General features: G+C 64.6%; 19 protein-coding genes. 10 read left to right on the top strand and 9 right to left on the bottom strand.

The window, feature by feature from the left end; translation table 11 throughout:
* Position 1 precedes the first annotated feature (1 nt).
* Positions 2-1,198: an acetate/propionate family kinase gene (locus IVA87_RS05970; protein WP_247300878.1), complete on the top strand. Its 1,197-nt coding sequence runs from the start codon at positions 2-4 to the stop codon at positions 1,196-1,198.
* 270 nt (positions 1,199-1,468) lie between these two features.
* On the opposite strand, the gene IVA87_RS05965 is transcribed toward IVA87_RS05970, so the two are convergent.
* Positions 1,469-2,308, bottom strand: coding sequence for an RMD1 family protein (locus IVA87_RS05965; protein WP_247300879.1), 840 nt, complete (start codon positions 2,306-2,308; stop codon positions 1,469-1,471).
* Between the two features lie 322 nt (positions 2,309-2,630).
* Between IVA87_RS05965 and IVA87_RS05960 the strand changes: the two genes are divergently transcribed.
* Both IVA87_RS05960 and IVA87_RS05955 read left to right on the top strand, forming a co-directional pair.
* Positions 2,631-3,206 (top strand): glycosyl transferase, encoded by a 576-nt coding sequence (locus tag IVA87_RS05960; RefSeq protein WP_247300880.1) that lies wholly within the window; start codon positions 2,631-2,633, stop codon positions 3,204-3,206.
* Positions 3,207-3,268: 62 nt separating this feature from the next.
* Positions 3,269-4,198 carry a helix-turn-helix domain-containing GNAT family N-acetyltransferase gene (locus IVA87_RS05955; protein ID WP_247333008.1) on the top strand — a complete coding sequence of 310 codons (930 nt, stop codon included), beginning with the start codon at positions 3,269-3,271 and terminating at the stop codon, positions 4,196-4,198.
* Between the two features lie 186 nt (positions 4,199-4,384).
* On the opposite strand, the gene moaB is transcribed toward IVA87_RS05955, so the two are convergent.
* Together moaB and IVA87_RS05945 are read right to left on the bottom strand one after the other, a co-directional pair.
* Positions 4,385-4,948 (bottom strand): molybdenum cofactor biosynthesis protein B, encoded by a 564-nt coding sequence (gene moaB / locus IVA87_RS05950; protein ID WP_247300882.1) that lies wholly within the window; start codon positions 4,946-4,948, stop codon positions 4,385-4,387.
* A gap of 107 nt (positions 4,949-5,055) precedes the next feature.
* The gene (locus IVA87_RS05945; protein ID WP_247279644.1) at positions 5,056-5,994 is read right to left on the bottom strand and encodes a neutral zinc metallopeptidase; all 939 of its coding nucleotides are present in this window, start codon (positions 5,992-5,994) and stop codon (positions 5,056-5,058) included.
* 419 nt (positions 5,995-6,413) lie between these two features.
* On the opposite strand from IVA87_RS05945, the gene IVA87_RS05940 reads away from it, so the two are divergent.
* From IVA87_RS05940 to IVA87_RS05930, 3 genes are all read left to right on the top strand, one after another.
* Positions 6,414-7,544 (top strand): site-specific DNA-methyltransferase, encoded by a 1,131-nt coding sequence (locus IVA87_RS05940; protein WP_276576803.1) that lies wholly within the window; start codon positions 6,414-6,416, stop codon positions 7,542-7,544.
* A 379-nt stretch (positions 7,545-7,923) separates the two neighbouring features.
* Positions 7,924-8,061, top strand: a complete 138-nt coding sequence (locus IVA87_RS05935; protein ID WP_247300884.1) for a hypothetical protein — start codon at positions 7,924-7,926, stop codon at positions 8,059-8,061.
* A gap of 130 nt (positions 8,062-8,191) precedes the next feature.
* Positions 8,192-8,872, top strand: coding sequence for a glutathione S-transferase family protein (locus IVA87_RS05930; RefSeq protein ID WP_247300885.1), 681 nt, complete (start codon positions 8,192-8,194; stop codon positions 8,870-8,872).
* Positions 8,873-8,924: 52 nt separating this feature from the next.
* Here IVA87_RS05930 and IVA87_RS05925 read toward each other — a convergent pair whose 3' ends face one another.
* The 3 genes from IVA87_RS05925 to IVA87_RS05915 all read right to left on the bottom strand — a co-directional run bounded on the left by IVA87_RS05925 (position 8,925) and on the right by IVA87_RS05915 (position 11,874).
* A complete protein-coding gene (locus IVA87_RS05925) occupies positions 8,925-10,934 on the bottom strand; it encodes a HAMP domain-containing methyl-accepting chemotaxis protein (protein ID WP_247300886.1) in 2,010 nt (669 codons plus the stop codon).
* A gap of 98 nt (positions 10,935-11,032) precedes the next feature.
* Positions 11,033-11,371 (bottom strand): DUF1127 domain-containing protein, encoded by a 339-nt coding sequence (locus tag IVA87_RS05920; protein ID WP_247333006.1) that lies wholly within the window; start codon positions 11,369-11,371, stop codon positions 11,033-11,035.
* Positions 11,372-11,430: 59 nt separating this feature from the next.
* Positions 11,431-11,874, bottom strand: coding sequence for a nuclear transport factor 2 family protein (locus IVA87_RS05915; protein ID WP_247300887.1), 444 nt, complete (start codon positions 11,872-11,874; stop codon positions 11,431-11,433).
* 91 nt (positions 11,875-11,965) lie between these two features.
* On the opposite strand from IVA87_RS05915, the gene IVA87_RS05910 reads away from it, so the two are divergent.
* Complete coding sequence (locus tag IVA87_RS05910; protein ID WP_247300888.1) at positions 11,966-12,889, top strand: LysR family transcriptional regulator; 924 nt, start codon at positions 11,966-11,968, stop codon at positions 12,887-12,889.
* Between the two features lie 89 nt (positions 12,890-12,978).
* On the opposite strand, the gene IVA87_RS05905 is transcribed toward IVA87_RS05910, so the two are convergent.
* On the bottom strand, positions 12,979-13,599 hold the full coding sequence (locus tag IVA87_RS05905) for a glutathione S-transferase N-terminal domain-containing protein (RefSeq protein WP_247333004.1): 621 nt from the start codon (positions 13,597-13,599) through the stop codon (positions 12,979-12,981).
* 128 nt (positions 13,600-13,727) lie between these two features.
* On the opposite strand from IVA87_RS05905, the gene IVA87_RS05900 reads away from it, so the two are divergent.
* Entirely contained in the window at positions 13,728-15,008 is a 1,281-nt protein-coding gene (locus IVA87_RS05900; protein WP_247300890.1) for a flavin-dependent oxidoreductase, read from the top strand.
* A 263-nt stretch (positions 15,009-15,271) separates the two neighbouring features.
* Here the strand turns inward: IVA87_RS05900 and IVA87_RS05895 are convergent, their stop codons facing one another.
* A complete protein-coding gene (locus IVA87_RS05895) occupies positions 15,272-15,691 on the bottom strand; it encodes a PaaI family thioesterase (RefSeq protein ID WP_247300891.1) in 420 nt (139 codons plus the stop codon).
* A gap of 67 nt (positions 15,692-15,758) precedes the next feature.
* The gene (gene mutY / locus IVA87_RS05890; RefSeq protein ID WP_247333063.1) at positions 15,759-16,859 is read right to left on the bottom strand and encodes an A/G-specific adenine glycosylase; all 1,101 of its coding nucleotides are present in this window, start codon (positions 16,857-16,859) and stop codon (positions 15,759-15,761) included.
* Between the two features lie 161 nt (positions 16,860-17,020).
* On the opposite strand from mutY, the gene IVA87_RS05885 reads away from it, so the two are divergent.
* A complete protein-coding gene (locus tag IVA87_RS05885; RefSeq protein WP_247300892.1) occupies positions 17,021-17,512 on the top strand; it encodes a DciA family protein in 492 nt (163 codons plus the stop codon).
* Positions 17,513-17,650: 138 nt separating this feature from the next.
* A complete protein-coding gene (locus IVA87_RS05880; RefSeq protein WP_247300893.1) occupies positions 17,651-18,307 on the top strand; it encodes a DsbA family protein in 657 nt (218 codons plus the stop codon).
* The last annotated feature ends 168 nt before the right edge of the window (positions 18,308-18,475 follow it).

The raw sequence follows: 18,475 nt of genomic DNA, 5'->3' as shown, positions 1-18,475 counted from the left end.
CATGTCGGACACTGTCCTTGTGCTCAACTCCGGATCGTCGAGCATCAAGTTCGGGCTGTTCGAGCTGCCGGCGTCCGGCCCCGCCCTGCTCTGCAACGGCTTGCTCGACGAGTACGAGGCAACGCCCCGCCTCGTGCTGAAGCGCCCGGCGGGCGAGAAGCTGTTCGAGACGCGAAGGGACGCGTCGGATACGGACAGCGGTCATCTGTTCGCCGACGTGCTGACCTTCGTAGACCAGCATTTCCGCGAGCATCGCCTGCGCGCCATCGGCCACCGCATCGTCCACGGCGGGCCGGACTACTCCGGCCCCGTCGCGCTAACGGACGACGTCTATGCCAAGCTGGAGGCGCTGACCCCGCTGGCCCCGCTGCACCAGCCGCGTTGCCTGGAGCCGATCCGCATCATCCAGGCGACCCGCCCCGCTCTGACGCAGATCGCCTGTTTCGACACCGCCTTCCACCACAGCCTGTCGCCGCCCGCGCGCCGCTTCGCCATTCCGAGGCGCTATGAGGAGCGCGGCGTGCGGCGCTATGGCTTTCACGGCCTCTCCTTCGAATATGTCGCGGGGCGCCTCGCGGCAATCGCGCCGCAGCTCGCCGCAAAGCGCACCGTCATCGCCCATCTCGGCAATGGCGCGAGCCTGTGCGCGCTGCACGATGGCCGCAGTATCGACACCACGATGGGGCTGACGCCGCTCGACGGCCTCGTGATGGGAACGCGCTGCGGCACGATCGATCCCGGCGTGCTGCTCTATCTGCAACAGCACGAGAACATGCCGGTCGACGACCTCCAAGATTTGCTCTATCACGAGTCAGGCCTGCTCGGCGTCTCCGGCATCTCCGCGGACATGCGCACGCTGCTGGCGAGCAGCGAGGCCGCAGCGCGGGAGGCGGTCGATCTCTTCGTACTCCGCGCGACGCAGCAGATCGTCATGCTGGCGACTACGCTTGGAGGGTTGGACTGCCTGATCTTCACGGGCGGCATAGGCGAGCATGCGAAGGAAATCCGGTTCGCAATTAGTGAACGCCTCGCCTGGCTCGGCATGCGGATCGATGCCGCTGCAAATGATGCCGCGCGCGAGCGCATCAGCCGGGGCGATAGCGCTATTGAGGTGTTCATCATTCCAACGAATGAGGAACTAACGATCGCGCGGCACTGCGCGACGGTGCTGCAGATAATAGAGGGCGCATCGGATTAGCCTTTGATGGCTGTCAATCCGTCATTGATGGCCGTCAATCCGTCATTGCGAGCGAAGCGAAGCAATCCAGACTGGCTCTTCGGCGGGACACTGGATTGTTTCGCTTCGCTCGCAATGACGAAGAATGCGGTAAAGCAGCGCATCACAACGCACCGGCGAGCGTGGGGAGAACCTCTCACCCAAGTGAGTTTGCAAGTGAGCTTGTGCCGACCAGCGGCGCTGCCCACAAGGAGAGAGGGCGCAGCAGTCACGCGCATCTCGCTCTCCTTTCTAATGCGTCCCCGACCAGATCTGGAAGCACCCGATCGCGACCTCGATCACGATCAGCACCACCACCGCGATCTCGAGGCGGAGCGAGCGCTGGGTGTCGATGATGTCGGTCAGCGCGTTGGCGGTCTCCGACACCGCCGTGAGCTTGCGCTCGAGCGTGTCGAGGCGCTCCTTCAGCTCATACTCGTCCTCGAGACGGGCGTAGAGCCGGTCGAGCTCGGGCTTCTCCCAGAGCACGTCGGGTTTTTCCGCGACGGCAACACGGCCCGCGACACGCTGCTGGACGAGAAGCGCGTTGCCGATCAGCCGTAATATACCTTTGCGCCGGCGCGGTGTACGGCCGCGCTCGGCGAGCTCCCGCGCAAACGGCTCGATCACGTCGAAGACCGCGGCGACGCGCCGCTCGTCGCGGGCCAGCGACGTGCTCTTGGCGAGCGCATCCGCGATCAGGAGCAGCCGGTCGTCGGAGAATTTGGCGAGGCAGATCGGCCCGCCGGGCTGGATCGCCTCGGCATTCTCGTCCTTGCAGAGCTGCGCCTGCGCGGTCTCTTCCTCATACGGACTGAACTCGCCGATCACCCGCGGCTTCAGGCTGTCGATCAGCACCTTCTCCTCGGAGGGCAGAAGTCCGATCAGCACCACGACGCCATAGCGGAAGATCACGACAAGCCCGGCATGGACGCGAAAGGCGGCCGGCGTCGAGGACACCAGCGTGCCGATCTCGAGGCCGGAGGCATTGATGCGGTCGCCCAGCATCAGGGCGCGAACCCGCAGGGTCGGCGCGGCGTCCTGCTTCGGCGTTGCTGCCGTCGCGTTGACAGCGAGTTGATCGGCGTTCATGCGAAGCCTCCGTCACCACCCAATCGGCACCCAAGTCGCACATCTTTCCCGTTCGGCGGCTGGTTGCAGCCGATCCTCAACTGGACGATTGCGAACTGCCCTGCGCCGCGCAATATCGCTCCGGGTTGATACGGTCCGGATGAGCTTGTGCCGAACATTCAACAATAATACCATCGCGCACGCGACACATTTGGGCGATGGCGGGTTTACCAATTGCATGCCGAAACCCCGCCGAAAAGTTGCACTCGGCAACGCCACGTGTTTATGACAACATCATGAACAGCTACGCTTCTTCCGAAGTGCAGATATTGAAGCTTCAATCATGCTGAGCGTCATCATCCCGACCGAAGGCGTCGAGCAGACGGCAGTCGCAACGCTGGCCGCGCTCGTCCCCGGCGCCGCGGCCGGCGTCATCCGGGAAGTGCTCCTGGTCGATGGCACCGGCAACGGTGTCATCGAGCGCGTCGCCGATGTCGCAGGTTGCCGCTTCATCGGCTTCGAGGGATCTTCGCAAGGCGCCGCGCGCGCCGCCGGCGCCCTCCAGGCCCGGTCGCCATGGCTGATGTTCCTCCCCGCTGGCGCGGTGCTGGAAACCGGCTGGATCGAGGAGACCACCCAGTTCATCCAGGCCGTCTCGAGCAGCGGCCGCGATCGCGCGGCGGTGTTTCGCTATGCGCGCTCGCCGTACGCCAACACCGGGCTCCGCGACATTTTCCACGCCGCGGCGCGCAAGCTCGTGGGGCCGCTCGGCGATCAGGGGCTTTTAATCGCACGTGATCACTACGACCGGATCGGCGGCTACTCGCCGCAGGCCCGCCGTTCCGAGGCCCGGCTGCTCCGGCGGCTCGGCCGCTCGTCCCGGACCATGCTGCGCAGCCGGATCGTCATGGTCGGCTGAAGCCGCCCGATACTTGTCAAAGTCAAATAATTGTTTGACAATGGCAAGTATCGAGGTGACCCATGTCAATTGCCGCTACCGACGACCACATTGCAGCGGTCCGCGCCTTCAACCGCTTCTATACCCGCAAGCTTGGTGTGCTCGACCAGCACCTTGGAAAAAGCCCATTTTCGCTCAGCGAGGCCCGGGTACTCTATGAGCTCGCGCATCGCGACGACCTGGCGGCCAAAGAGATCGGAAACGAGCTTGGTCTCGACCCCGGCTATCTCAGCCGCATCATACAAAGCTTCGATGAAAAGGGGCTGATCACGCGAAGGCCCCTGCCCGCAGATCGCAGGCAATACCAGCTCAGCCTCACCGCCAAGGGCCGCCAGGCCTTCGCCAAGCTGAACCTGAGCTCGCAAAATGAGGTCGCCGCAATGCTGGCTCAGCTTTCCGCCAGCGATGCAACGCGTCTCACGCAGGCCATGGCGACCATTGACGCCGTGCTGGAGCAACGTCGAAGCCAGCCCGCGCCTTTCATGCTGCGCAGCCATCGCGTCGGTGACATGGGCTGGGTCATCTCCCGACAGGCCGCCGCCTATGCCGCGGACTATAATTGGGACATCAGCTACGAGGCGCTGGTCGCCGAGATCTGCGCAGAGTTCATCAAGAACTACGACGCCGCGCGCGAGCACTGCTGGATCGCGGAAGTCGGCGGCGAGCCGGTCGGCTCGATCTTTCTGGTCAAGGCCACGGACGAGATCGCCAAGCTGCGCCTGTTGCAGGTGGAGAAGAAGGCGCGAGGGCTCGGCGTCGGCCGCGCGCTGGTCGAACAATGCATCCAAGGCGCACGCGAGAGGGGCTATAGCAAGATGACACTGTGGACGCAGAGCATCCTCGTGGCCGCGCGGAGCATCTATCAAAGTGCAGGCTTCAAGCTCGTGAAGGAAGAGAAGCACCACAGCTTCGGTGCCGATCTGGTCGGCGAGACGTGGGAGCTGGATCTATAACGCTCTTGCAGCAAGCGAGGTGCGCATAAATGTGCCCTCGCCACTTGCGGGAGAGGGCATGTCAACTGTCAGACACGGGCTCGCTTGGGTGAGCGGTATCTCCCTGGGCAGCCGTGCGGAAAGATACCCCTCATCCGGCGCTTCGCGCCACCTTCTCCCACAAGGGGAGAAGGGAAGAAAGTATGGCTACACCGTCGCGCCTTGCGCTTTCGGCCGGCGCAAGTGCTCGTCCAACCGCGGCATGATCTCGACAAAATTGCAGGGCCGCGTGCGGTAGTCGAGCTGGGCGGCAAGGATGCCGTCCCAGCCGTCGCGGCAGGCGCCAGGGGAGCCGGGCAGGCAGAAGATGTAGGTCGCCCCCGCAACGCCCGCAGTGGCGCGGCTCTGGATCGTCGACGCGCCGATCTTGGCATGGCTCAGCATGTGGAATGCGATGGAGAAACCGTCCATGCGCTTCTCGAACAACGGCTCGATCGCCTCCGGCGTGACGTCGCGCCCGGTGAAGCCGGTGCCGCCGGTGGTGATGACGACGTCTATGCCGGCATCCGCAATCCAGCGGCGGATCACGGCGCGGATCGCCTCGATGTCGTCGGTGACGATCTCGCGCGCGGCGAGCTGATGGCCGGCGGCGGTGAGACGGTCGGCCAGCGTCTGCCCCGACTTGTCGTCGGCGAGGGCGCGCGTGTCGGACACGGTGAGCACCGCGATGTTGAGCGGGATGAACTGCTTTGTCTCGTCGATTGAGGCCATTCTTCACTCTCGCTCGTCGTTCCGGGGCTCGCGGAGCGAGAACCCGGAACCTCGCGCCGCAACTTCTGGATTCCGGGTTCGCGCTACGCGCGCCCCGGAATGACGGCTTACAACGCGCCGGCACCGAACGTGTTGCAGGCCTGCACCGTGCCCTGCTGGTAGCCGGTCATGAACCACTGCTTGCGTTGGGCCGCCGAGCCGTGGGTGAAGGAATCTGGCACGACGCGGCCCGTCGCCTGGCGCTGGAGCGTATCGTCGCCGATCGCGCTCGCCGTGGTCAGCGCGGCGTCGATGTCGCCGGGCTCGAGGAAGTTCGGACGCTTCTTGGCCTCGCGGTTGACCCAGACGCCGGACAGGCAGTCGGCCTGCAATTCCACCTTCACCTGAAGCGCGTTCGCCTCGGCCTTGCTGCCAGCCTGTTGCTGCAGCCGCGTCACGCGCGGAATGATGCCGAGCAGGTTCTGGATGTGATGGCCGGCCTCGTGCGCAATGATGTAGGCGGTCGTGAAGTTACAGGCGGACTTGCCGGAGCAGCCGCGGAAGCGCGTCTCGACCTCGCGGAAGAAGCCGGTGTCGAGGAAGATGGTGCGATCCGGCGGGCAATAGAACGGCCCCATCGCCGATTGCGCCATGCCGCAGCGGCCGCCATTGGTGGCATTGCGGAACAGCACGATCTTCGGGCCGGTGTAGGACTGGCCGGAGGCCTGGAAGATCTCGCTCCACCGATCGTCGATCTCGCCGAGGATGCCGGAGATCATGCTGCCCATCTCGTCGGTCGGCGCGCCGCGCTTGCCGGAGGACGCCTGGCGGTCGGTCTGGTAGGTCGGTGCATGGCCGCCGCCGGTGAGGATCTCGGCGCCGCCGATCAGGATGCGCGGGTCGATGCCGAAGGCATAGCCGACCAAGCCGAGGATGATGATGGTGCCGATACCAAGCCCGCCGCCGCCCATCGGCAGCCCGAACCCGCCTCCTCCGCCGCCAAAGCCACCACCCTCGTCGCGACGATCCTCGATGTCGTCGCTTCGGCGGAAGTCGTCGTAACGCATGGCGGCTTTTCCCCCTGGGGGTCCCTGATTCGAATTCGGCGGCCCGGATGACTGCTGAAGCTCAACGCGCCACACACGTAAAATTTCCGTTGCTTTTATCAATATCGTGGCCGGCAAAAATTGCCTAGTGCGACACCATGCCGATGCCAGCAAATTTTTCCGAGGCTCGAGCAACTTTTTCCGAGAGAAATTTGGAGCCTTCCTGGAGCCTCGACTGCTTCCGCGACGCGAAGAAGCACGAATTGCACTATAAAACAGGGGGAATGCGCGCGACGTCCCGCACGCAATTCGCGATGCGGAGGCTGCTCACGAAAGCGGCGGGTTAAGTCGATTTTTACTTTGCCGCTTCAATGTAACGGTCAGTCGGTTGTTTGGTCCCGCGTCGCCGACAGCGTCGCCTGAGTCAGAGTTCTTGAGTCATGGTAGAGTCGCGTCGCGGGGCGTCTGCAAGGGCGCCCCGCACAAATTTTGAGTCCCCTTCGCATCGTATCATTCTCGGTGATTGCGTCGCCGAGATGTCGAAGCTTCAGGCCGGTTCGGTCGACCTCGTGTTTGCCGATCCGCCCTACAATCTTCAACTCAAGGGCGATCTCAAGCGCCCTGACGAATCCCATGTCGATGCCGTCGACGACGACTGGGACAAGTTCGATTCGTTCTCCGCCTATGACGATTTCACCCGCGCCTGGCTGCTTGCCGCCCGCCGCGCGATGAAGCCGTCGGCGACGATCTGGGTGATCGGCTCCTACCACAACATCTTCCGTGTCGGCGCCATCATGCAGGATCTCGGCTTCTGGCTCCTCAACGACATCGTCTGGCGCAAGACCAACCCGATGCCGAATTTCCGCGGCCGCCGTTTCACCAACGCGCACGAGACCATGATCTGGGCCGCGCGCGACGAGAAGGCCAAGGGCTACACGTTCAACTACGAGGCCCTGAAAGCCGCGAACGAGGACGTGCAGGCGCGTTCCGACTGGCTGATTCCGCTCTGCACCGGCGAGGAGCGCCTCAAGGGCGCCGACGGCAAGAAAGTTCATCCGACGCAGAAGCCGGAAGGCCTGCTCGCGCGTGTGCTGCTGTCCTCCTCCAGGCCCGGCGATCTCGTGATCGATCCCTTCAACGGCACCGGCACCACCGGCGCGGTCGCAAAACGTCTCGGCCGCTCCTATATCGGGTTCGAACGCGACAAGACCTATGCGAAGGCGGCCGAAGCCCGCATCGCGGCCGTCGAGCCGCTGCCGGAAGAGAGCCTGGCCCCGTTCATGACCGCGCGCGAAGCGCCGCGGGTGGCGTTCTCCGAGCTGATCGAGCGCGGCATGATCATGCCCGGCACGAAGCTGTTCGACGCCAAGAAGAAGCTCGGCGCTCTCGTGCGTGCCGACGGCGCCATCATGTTAGGGGACAAGGTCGGCTCGATCCACCGCATCGGCGCCGTGGCGCAAGGCTCGGCCGCGTGCAACGGCTGGACTTACTGGCACGTCGAGACCAAGAAGGGCCTCAAGCTGATCGACGAGCTCCGCGCCGAGATCCGCGCCGGCATGGCGGCGGAGTAGTTTCCCCTCTCGATGGTCATTCCGGAGCGCGCCTCTTGGCGCGAACCCGGAATCCATTGGCCCCCGTGCCCCCGTTGACGATGGATTCCCGGCCCGCGCTTCGCGCGCCCCGGAACGACGAGCGTAGTTGAACGCGCCCGCCGTCAGGACTAGGATCAGCACATCGCACCCCGTCCTGGTCCAGATCCCATGCGACGACAGTCCGAGACATTGCTGCTGGTGCCGCTGCTGCCGATCTTCCTGCTCGGCATGTTTCCGATGTTCCTGATCGCGCTCTTGGGATTTTTTGGCCTCGCCCTGTTCGGAGTGCTCGTGGTCTGCGTCGGGCTTGCCAGCAGCAACGAGGCCCACGACAACTTCAACCACGATATCATCGTGCATGGCTACGCGCGCGGATCGGAGCGCAAGGCGCGGGGCCTCCGACATGCATCTCGCGACCAAGCTCGGGCTGCGCCTGGAAGCGGTCGGCGCGGCGATGGTCATTACGGCGGCGATCGGTCTTTGTTACGCCGGCTGATCTGCGCCGCGCGCAGATACCGCCCGGCAAACTCGCCGGTTGCGCATCCGCATGGTTCGGGTCAGACAAAGCGGCCTCGCGGCAATGATGCAGCGCCGCTCTCGGCAACGAACCCCTGGGGAGATGATCGATGCTCAAATTCTATTTCAACGGGTCGCCGAACCCGACCAAGGTCGCGCTTTATCTCGAAGAGTCCGGCCTGCCCTTCGAGCCGGTTGCGATCGACACCCGCAAAGGCGAGCAATTCACGCCGGAATTTCTCAAGATCAATCCGAACGGCAAGGTGCCGGCGATCGATGACAATGGCACCATCGTGTTCGATTCGAATGCCATCCTGCTCTATCTCGCCGAGAAGACCGGCAAATTCCTGCCCGCCAATCGCGCCGAACTCCTGTCCTGGCTGATGTTCGTGGCGACCGGTGTCGGCCCCTATTCGGGCCAGGCCGTGCACTTCAAGCATTTTGCGCCGAAGGACCAGAACCACGACTACGCCCACAACCGCTACCAGTACGAGACCGATCGCCACTACAAGATTCTCGACGGTCACCTCAAAGGCCGCCGCTACATGGTCGGCGACGACTATTCGATCGTCGACATGGCGCTTTGGGGCTGGGCCCGAATGGTGCCGTTCAAGCTCGGCGACGACGCGTTTGCGCGATACCCGAACGTGAAACGCCTCGTGGACGAGATCTCGGCGCGCCCCGCGGCTGCGCGTGCCATCGCGTTGAAGGACAAGTTCACCTTCAAGGCCGAGATGGACGACGAGGCCCGCGCCAACATGTTCAAGCACATGACGGCGAAAGTGGCCTGATCGCGCCGCGCCGGTCCACGAGGCCACGCACATGCGCGTGGCCTTTTGCGACTCAGGCGGCGTGGACCGAGTTCAGGAACCTGGCGACCTCGACCTTCAAGCGGTTGCTGTCCGCCGACAGCGAGCGCGCCGCCGAGAGCACCTGCGATGAGGCCGAGCCGGTCTCGGACGCCCCGCGCTGCACGTCACCGATATTGATCGAGACGCGCTGGGTCCCGTGCGCGGCCTGCTGCACGTTGCGGGAGATTTCCTGCGTGGCGGCGCCCTGCTCTTCCACGGCGGCGGCGACCGCCGAGGAAATCTCCGACAGCCGCTCGATGGTGCCGCTGATCTCCCTGATGGCGCCGACCGATTGCTCGGTGGCGCCTTGGATGTTGGCAATCTGCTGGCCGATCTCGCCGGTCGCCCTCGCCGTCTGCTCCGCGAGCGCCTTGACCTCGGAGGCGACGACGGCAAAGCCGCGGCCGGCCTCGCCCGCGCGCGCCGCCTCTATGGTGGCGTTGAGTGCGAGGAGATTGGTTTGCCCGGCGATCGTGCTGATCAGCTCGACGACATCGCCGATCCGGGCGGCCGCCTTGGAGAGCTCGCCGACACGGTCATTGGTCCTGCTCGCCTGACCCACGGCCTCGCCCGCGATGCGGGCGGATTCCTGCACCTGGCGTGCGATCTCGCTGACCGACGAGGACAGCTCCTCGGTGGCGGAGGCGACCGCCTGCACGTTGGCGGTGGCTTCCTGCGATGCGGATGCCACTTCAGTCGACAGATCCTGGGCGCGCGAGGCGGTCGTGGTCAGCGTGCCGGCGGACGCTTCCAGCTCGTTCGACGCCGATGACACGGTGTTGACGATCTCGCCGACGGCCCGCTCGAACTGGTCGGCAAGCCTGACCATATCTCTCTTGCGGTTTTCGGCCTGACGCGCCTCGAGTTCGACCTGCTCGGTGCGCATGCGCTCGGTGTCGATCATGTTGTCCTTGAATACCTGGATCGCTTTGGCCATGTCGCCGATCTCGTCCGCCTTGCCGCTCCCGGGAATGTCGACATCGAGATTGCCGCCGGCCAGCCGGCCCATCGCGCGCGTCATCGAGGTCAGGGGCCCGACGATGCTGCGGGCGATCAGGAAGGCGACGATGCCGCCGAACAGGATGGCGAGGCCGCCGGCGATCTCCTGAATGGCCGTCGTGCCGGCGATCACAGCTTCGGCATGGTTACGCGATTCCTGATAGTCTTTCTTCAGCGTCGCTTCCGCGGCCTTGAGCCTGGCGATACTGTCGACGATGAGGGGCGCGAGACTCTTGTGATAGATCTCGTCGGCCTGAAGCATCGCGGCCGATGTCGTCTCGAACGCGGATTTGTAGATTCCGAGCGAGGTCTTCACCGGCGCAAGCGTGGCGCGCAAGTCCGTCGCCTGTGGACTTTTCTCGATCGCGGCGAGCCGTTGCGCTGCCCTGTCCACGCTCGCCCTGAAATTCGCCGGCCCCTGCGCGTCACGCACTGCCAGAAAACGCCAGTTTGCGACCCGGACAAGGAGGATTCTGGATTCGAGGTCGGCGACCAGGGCTGCGGTGTCCTCGTCGGCCGAGGCGCGCGCCGCATCGACCAGCTTGCCCATTTTGACGGCCAGTTCCTCCCCGCTCGGCAGCAGCGTCGCCTTGCCCGTTCTTGCCTCGTTGACGGCGTCTCCGAGATTGTCACGCAGCCGTCGCATTTTGGCGATGTCGTCGATGAGGCCGTTGTAGAGCGCTCGCCGCTCCTCCGAGCGCGTTCCTTTCGCCCCGACCTGCAACAGCTCGGTCGCCGCGGTCTCCCGCTCTTGCGCCTCTTTCATCGCCGGCTCGTTGGCGTCGTAGACGTAACGCAGATTGGCGCGCTGAATCGCCTGAAGATGGGCCGATATCTCCAGCACCCGCGCCGTGCTGTCCGAGAGCGCGGATTGTCTTGCGACCTGATCCTGCACCGCCCGCAAATTCCAGACGGCGACCACCGTCATCACCAGACCGACCGCCACAAGGGCCATGAAGCCTGCGTACAGGCGTCCCCTGATCCGCAAACGAAACTTCGGCATTCCCACTGTCCACCCAGATGCATTTCACTTCGAGCGGCCGAACAATTCCGGCGATCGTCACGGGCCACCCCGGCAGCCGCGCGTCGCGTCTTTGCGACTCACGCTGCACCGCGACACAATGGGGGACACTCGTTAATTGAACCTTCCAATTTTTCACGCAGCGCCGCGGCAACGCCGACGAAACCTGCTGATTTTGTCGGCAGTTGCGCAAGGTTCTGGCGTGCGTCCCGCACCGACTTGCAGATCGCTGCATGGGATGCCCTGGACCCGCTCTCTCTATTTCCGCCGACAGCCTTCTTCAGCTCGTAGGCGATCTCTGCCCGGGTTATCCCACAGTCCTGAAGCTCCCGTTCGGTCATGGCGGCGAGCTGACACCGTGCCTGAGACCGCTCGCGCCTGAGGCGGGCCATTTCGACCAGCGTCTGCCAGGTCTGCACGATCGTTATCGGCTCTGGCGGACGAGATCGGCCGGCGGAGGTGACGCGGCTCGATCCATTCAGCTCGCTGCCCTCCTGCCCGCTTGCGGAAAAGGACCGAGCGCCTTCTCGGTCAGGACCGAGTCGCAATATTCCCGGATCTCCTTGATCTTGCCGTTCTCCAGGCGAAACACGAGACAATAATCGTTGTCGTAACGGACGCCTTCGGGCGTGACGTTGTCGCCCTTGGCTTCCACCACGACGATATCGCCATCGGCAATGAAGCGGTGGGCGACCGTGCGCGTGCGGTCACGCAGGCGGGTGCGGACATAGCCGTGCAGATCGTTGAGGATCGCCTCCTTGCCCGCGAAGGTGCGCGACCAGGAATATTGCCCGGTCACGACCCATTTGGCGTCGTCGGCAAGGCTCGCGGCGAACAGCACGCGGTCGCGCGCAGCGGGATCAGGGTTTGCGGCGGCGGCAAAGATATCCTGCATCAGTTTCTTGTTGGCGCTCGCGCTCATGGCGGCATCTCCTTGTGGTGACATCGGGAAGATCATCGCCGTCCGAACACAATTCTTCAAATCGATAGCTAATATGATATCTATTCACCTCATGAATTTGAATTCGCTTGATCTCAACCTCCTGACCGCTCTCGATGCATTGCTGCGCGAGGCCAATGTCAGCCGCGCCGCACTTCGGATCGGCCTGTCGCAACCGGCGGCGAGCCATGCGCTCCAGCGCCTGCGTGACATCTTTGGCGATCCGCTTTTGGTGCGTACCGGCGCGCGCATGGAGCTGACGCCACGGGCCGAGGCGCTCCGCGCACCGCTGGCCCACGCGCTCGACCAGGTGCGTGGGTTGTTCGTGCCTGAGGACTTCGACGCGGCGCGTAGCGAACGGCAATTTCGCCTGATGATGCCGGACTTGGCGGTCGAGCTGTTGATGCCGCCGTTGATGGAGAAGGTGACACGCCTTGCGCCCAACGTCCGCATCGAAATCGTGCCATGGCGGGGACCTGCGATCTTCCACGCCGAGTTCGCCCGCACCATCGATCTCGTGATCTCGATCGGCAACGCCTTCAAGGGATTTCACCGCCAGCTGCTTTACACCGACAGCGATGCGCTGGCGGTGCGGCGCGGCCATCCCATGGGGGCGAAGCTGAAGCGCCGCGAGGCGTTCCTAGCTGCGCGTCATGTCGGCGTGATCATCCGCGGCCAGAGCGAGGATCTGATCGATACCTGGCTGCGCAGCAAAGGCATCGAGCGGGACGTCTCGCTGGTCGTGCCTGGATACCTCGAAGCCCTGCACGTCGCCGCCCGCACCGACCTCGTCGCCTTCGTGCCGCGCCGGTTGATCGCGGCGCTGTCGAGCCAGCTCGGCCTCGTCACGGTGACGCCGCCGCTCGACCCCGGCATCGACGAGCAGTTCATGTTCTATCCGACCCGCGCGCAGATGGATCCGGGATCGGTCTGGCTGCGGCGGCTGATGCTGGACACGGGACGGGAGCTGGAGAAAGCCAAGCGCAAGCTCCCGTAGGGGTCGGCAAAGCGAAGGTGCCCACCGTCTCGCGGCTTGGAAATGGCTGGGCACGGCACTTCGCGCCTTTGCCCACCCAACAAGGCCGCTTACGCCTTCTGCGCCTCCATCACCTTGCGCACGGCAGGGCGGTCGGACATGCGCTTGAAGTGATCCGCGATCTTCGGCGTCGCGTTGATGTCGACGCTGTCGCCTTCGAGCCAGGTCGAGAGGGTGTAGAGATAGGGATCGCAGATCGTGTACTGCTCGCCCATCACCCACGGACCCCGAAACATCTTCTGCTCGATCAGTGAGAAGGAGGCACCCATGGTCTTCGGGACCATCGCCTTCATGTCGGCGAACGAGCTCTCCTGCGTCGCCCAGCGCGGGCCGCGCATCTTGTGGGCATGGTTGATGTGTACGGTCGAGCAGAGATAGGAGTTGAACGACTGCACCTGGGCGAAGTCGAATGGATCGTCGAGCGGCGCGAGCTTCGCCTTGGGGAAGGTCTGCGCGGTGTAGGCCAGCATCGCCGGCGTCTCGGTCAGGACGCCGCGATCAGTCAGAAGCGCCGGCACGCGGCCCTTCGGATTGATCGCGAGATAGTCCGGGCTGTTCTGCTGGTTATCCTTGAAGCTCAGCCGTTCGGCCGTGTAGTCGGCACCAGCCTCCTCCAGGGTGATGTAGGTGGCGAGCGCGCAGGTGCCGGTGGCGTAGTAGAGCTTGAGCATGTCGGACCTCATGGGAAAGCTGGAAACTAACGGCTGCCGGCCCCCACGTCCATAGCACGATACCCTCTTCGCAGTTGCCCACCGCCGCCCGCCTGTGCCAAGACGCCGGCAACAGGAGGGGGTTTGTCATGACGGTACTCATCGCCGGTGGCGGCATCGGCGGGCTGACGCTCGCGCTCAGCCTGCACGGAATCGGCGTTCCCGTAAAAGTGTTCGAGAGCGTCGCGGAATTGAAGCCGCTCGGCGTCGGCATCAACGTGCTGCCGCATGCGGTGCGCGAGCTGATCGAGCTCGGACTGATGGAAAAGCTCGACGCCAGCGGCGTGCGCACCCGCGAGCTCGCCTATTTCTCCAAGCATGGTAAGCCGATCTGGAGCGAGCCGCGCGGGCTGGAGGCCGGCTACAAATGGCCGCAATTCTCGATCCATCGCGGTACGCTCCAGCAGCTCCTGCTCGACACTGCGGTCGAGCGGCTCGGCCGCGAGAACATTCTCACCAGCCATCATCTGACCGGCTGGACCGAGACGGCGGGTGGCGTGCGCGCCGACTTCATCGACAGGGCGACCGGCAAAGCCGCAGGCAGCTACGACGGCGCGATCCTAATCGCCGCCGATGGCATCCATTCCGCCGCGCGCGAAAAGCTCTATCCGAACGAAGGCCCGCCGATCTGGAACGGCCGCATCCTCTGGCGGGGCGTCACGCCGGCGAAGGCCTTCCTCACCGGCCGCACCATGATCATGGCCGGCCACGAGATCCTGAAATTCGTCTGCTACCCGATCTCGAAAGAGCCGGATGCGGCGGGCAATCACCTCATCAACTGGGTCGCCGAGCGCCACATGCCGCCGACCTATCAATGGCGCCGCGAGGACTATAACCGCACGGCGCGGCTGGAGGAGTTTCTGCCCTGGTTCGAGAGCTGGCGGTTCGACTGGCTCGACGTGCCCGGCCTGATCAAGAACTGCCCGCACGCCTACGAATATCCGCTGGTCGACCGTGATCCGGTGTCGCAATGGTCGTTCGGCCCTGTCACGCTGATGGGCGATGCCGCACATCCCATGTATCCGATCGGATCGAATGGCGCCTCGCAGGCGATCCTCGATGCCCGCGTCATCACCCGTGAAGTCCTGGCGCATGGACCGACGCAGGCAGCGCTGCTCGCCTATGAGGCCGAGCGCAGGCCCGCGACCACCGACCTCGTCCTGCTCAACCGCAAGAACGGCCCCGAGCAGGTGATGCAGTTGGTCGAGGAGCGCGCGCCCGAGGGCTTTGAGGTCGTCACCGACGTGCTGTCGCAACAGGAGCTGGAAGACATCGCCGCCAACTACAAGCGGGTCGCGGGTTTCCAGGTCGAGGCGTTGAATGCCAAGCCGGCGATCGTGAGCAAAGACGCGAAGCGGATCGGAGCGTGACGCTCTCGCTCGAGGCGAGACGCATGTTACTGTGCCCTCGCCCCTTGTGGGAGAGGGCAGTTCCGCTGGTAGACACGGTCTCACTTGGGTGAGGGGTCTGTCTCGGCGCACTCATCTCGCTGTTAGAGCTCGCGGATAGAACCCCTCATCCGGCGCCAAAGCCGAAGCTTCGCTTCGGCGTCTTTTAAGCACGGCCGCCGGAGGCGGCCTATGCCACCTTCTCCCACAAGGGGAGAAGGGAAGTGGAGCGCGTGGCTACCGCCTTACCGCACCACCCTCGCCGCCTCCAGCAGCCGCTCGGTCGCACTTGCCGCCGCCAGCACCGTGCCGTCCTCGGCCATCAGCTTGCCTTCGACGAAGGCGATGGTCTTACCGAGCTGCGTCACCCGGGCCTCGCCGAGGATCGGGCCGGGCTTTGCCGGCGACAGAAAATTCACGGTCATGCTGATGGTGGTGGTGTAGAGCCGGCCCTCGCTCATCACCAGCACGGCGGGGCCCATCGTGTCGTCGAGCATGGCCGAGAGCATGCCGCCCTGAATGAAACCTGCTGGATTGCAGAACTCCGGCTTGCCCTCGAAACCGAGCTTGATCCAGCCCTCCTGCGGGCGGGCATCGAGCAGGCGCCAGCCCAATAGCTCGGCGCAGGGCGGCTTTCGAAAGTTATCGAGCGCAGTCTTGACCATGCGAACCTCCGTTGCCGAACGGGGATAACGCAGGCCTGCTGCCAGCATGATGTCAGCAGACTGGGCGCTAGAGATCCAATCCATGCGCGATGACCTTGCGCATGACGTTGGGCAGCGCTTCGCCGGTAAGCGTGGCGATCGGCACCCACCGCATGCCCTCGGGCGCGCGCGTGCGGGCTTCCACCTCCGCCGTGTAGACCACCAGCTCCAGCGGAAAATGCGTGAAGACGTGGGTGACGACGCCCATCTTGCGCTGCCAGCGCGTCAGCCCTTTCAGCTCCGGCGCCTGCTGCTTCGCGGTTGTATCGTCCTGGCCGGCGAGCCAATCCGAGCACGGCACCTCGGTCATGCCGCCGAGCAGGCCCTTTTCCCGTCGGCTGCGGACGAGCAGTTCATCGCCGCGGGTGACGACGAAGGCGGCACCGCGCCGCAACGTTCCGCTCTTCTTCGGCGCCTTGCGCGGAAATGTTTCCTGCGTCCCCAGCGCACGTGCGACGCAATCCTCGTTGAGCGGACACAGCGAGCAGGCCGGCTTCTTCGGCGTGCAGATCGAGGCACCGAGGTCCATCAGCGCCTGTGCGCTGTCGCCGGCGCGAGCGTCTGCGAGCAGCGTCGTTGCCAGTTGCTGGATCAGCGGCTTGGCCTGCGGCAGCTCCTGCTCGACGGCGAACAGGCGCGAGACCACGCGCTCGATATTGCCGTCGACCGGCATGGTGCGGCGGTCGAATGCGATCGCCGCAATCGCAGCTGCTGTGTACGGGCCGATTCCTGGCAGCGCACGCAGGCCCTCCTCGGTGTCGGGAAAGACGCCGCCATGCTCGCGCGTGACCGCGACCGCGCAGGCGTGGAGGTTACGCGCGCGCGAATAGTAACCGAGCCCGGCCCACATCCGCAGCACGTCGTCGAGCGAAGCCCGGCCGAGCGCCGTGACGTCCCGCCAGCGCGTCACGAATTTCTCGAAATAGGGCCCGACTGCCTTCACCGTGGTCTGCTGGAGCATGATCTCCGACAGCCAGACGCGGTAAGGGTCTGATGCCTCGCCGGGCGCCGCGCGCCAAGGCAGACGGCGGCGGTGGCGGTCATACCAATGAAGGAGCGCCAGAGGACGAGCCAGATGTTCCGGTTGGATTGGTTCCGATTTCGTCTTGCGGGCCGATTTGGAGGGCATGCTCGCACTGTAACGATGTGGGGCCGGTCTCTCCATGTCCCGCCCGCGCTTGCCGCGGGCATCCACGTCTTTCTTCGCGGCAAGGCGTGGCTGGCCGGAAGAAAGCCCGGCCATGGCGGTAGCAGTTCCTGGCGCGTCGGGCACAGTGCTATAAGGTCGCCATGTCCAAATTCCCGCCCAAACCCGGCCCTATCAGCGCAAAGCCGCTTTCGCTCCTGCTGAACGACGTCTTCGCCGAGGCGTATGCCAAGCAGGGCTTTGCGGCGCGCGAGCTGGTGACGCGGTGGGCGCAGATTGCGGGGCCGGAGATCGCGGCCCACGCCGAGCCGCTGAAGATGCAATGGCCGAGGCCGGTGGAGGGCCAGCCGCAGGAGCCGGCGACGCTGGTGCTGCGGGTCGAGGGGCCGATGGCGCTGGAGATCCAGCACTCCGCCGACGTGATCCTGGAACGGGTCAACCGCTTCTTCGGCTGGAGCGCGGTCGGCAAGCTGGCCTTCCGTCAGGCCCCGCTGTCGCGTACCCGGCGGCCGGCTCGGCCGGGCCCGCCCGATCCCAAATCGGTGGCCAAGGTGGCGGAGAGCTTGGGCGACATCGAAGATGAACAGCTCAAGACGGCGCTGGCGCGGCTCGGAGCCGCCATCAAGCGAAATTGAGCCTCATTCCCTAGCTAATCTGGACCTCGACTTGTCGCTCGCCATTGCCTCAATCGACGTTTCAAGCTAGCGACAGGCCGCCCGGGCGGGAACTCGATAGAATCCTCGGGCGACACTTTGCCAATCCGGGAGCCGACCGTGATCATCACCCGCCGCGCCTTCACAACGATGCTGTCGCTGACCGGGCTTGCCGCGCTCGCCGGGTTCTCGCCGCTGCGGTTGATGTCCGAGGCCATGGCCCAGTCCGCCGCTGATGTGGCGAAGCCCGTGTCGCTTCCCGACATGGCGCTCGGCCCGAACGATGCCGCCGTCACCATCATCGAATACGCCTCGATGACCTGCCCGCATTGCGCGGCCTTCAACGAGCAGGTGTTCCCCAAGATCAAGAAGGAATACATCGACACCGGCAAGGTGCGTTACATCTTCCGCGAGTTCCCACTCGACATCAAAGCCGCCGCAGGCTCGATGCTGTCGCGCTGCATCGCCAATGGCGACGCACCGAAATATTTTGCGGTCACCGACATGCTGTTCCGCCAGCAGAACGACTGGGTGGTGAAGAACACCACCGAGACCCTGACACGGATCGGCAAGCAGGCCGGTCTCACCCAGCAGCAGGTCGAGGCCTGCCTGAAGGACCAGGCGCTGCTCGACAAGATCGCCGCCGACCAGAAATACGCCAGCGACGTTCTGAAGGTGGATTCGACGCCGACGTTCTTCATCAACGGCGAGAAGATCAAGGGCGAGGCCTCGTTCGAGGAGTTCGCCAAGAAGATCAATGCGCTGCTGAAGAGCTGATTCGCACGCCACAATTCTGATTCGCGCATCTAAAGCCGTATCATTCCTGGCGTAAATCCCTTGGGAAAAGCGGCTTTCGCCGGTTGCCCTCGCGGCGCACCGCGGCCATTGTCCGCCGCACGAGCCGCCTCGCGCGACTCGCCCAGACAGCGACAATGCCTTCCATGG

The sequence above is a fragment of the Bradyrhizobium sp. 147 genome (assembly GCF_023073935.1).
Taxonomy (GTDB): domain Bacteria; phylum Pseudomonadota; class Alphaproteobacteria; order Rhizobiales; family Xanthobacteraceae; genus Bradyrhizobium.
Note: the sequence above shows the minus strand (reverse complement) of the source record. Positions and strands in the feature narration are given on the sequence as shown.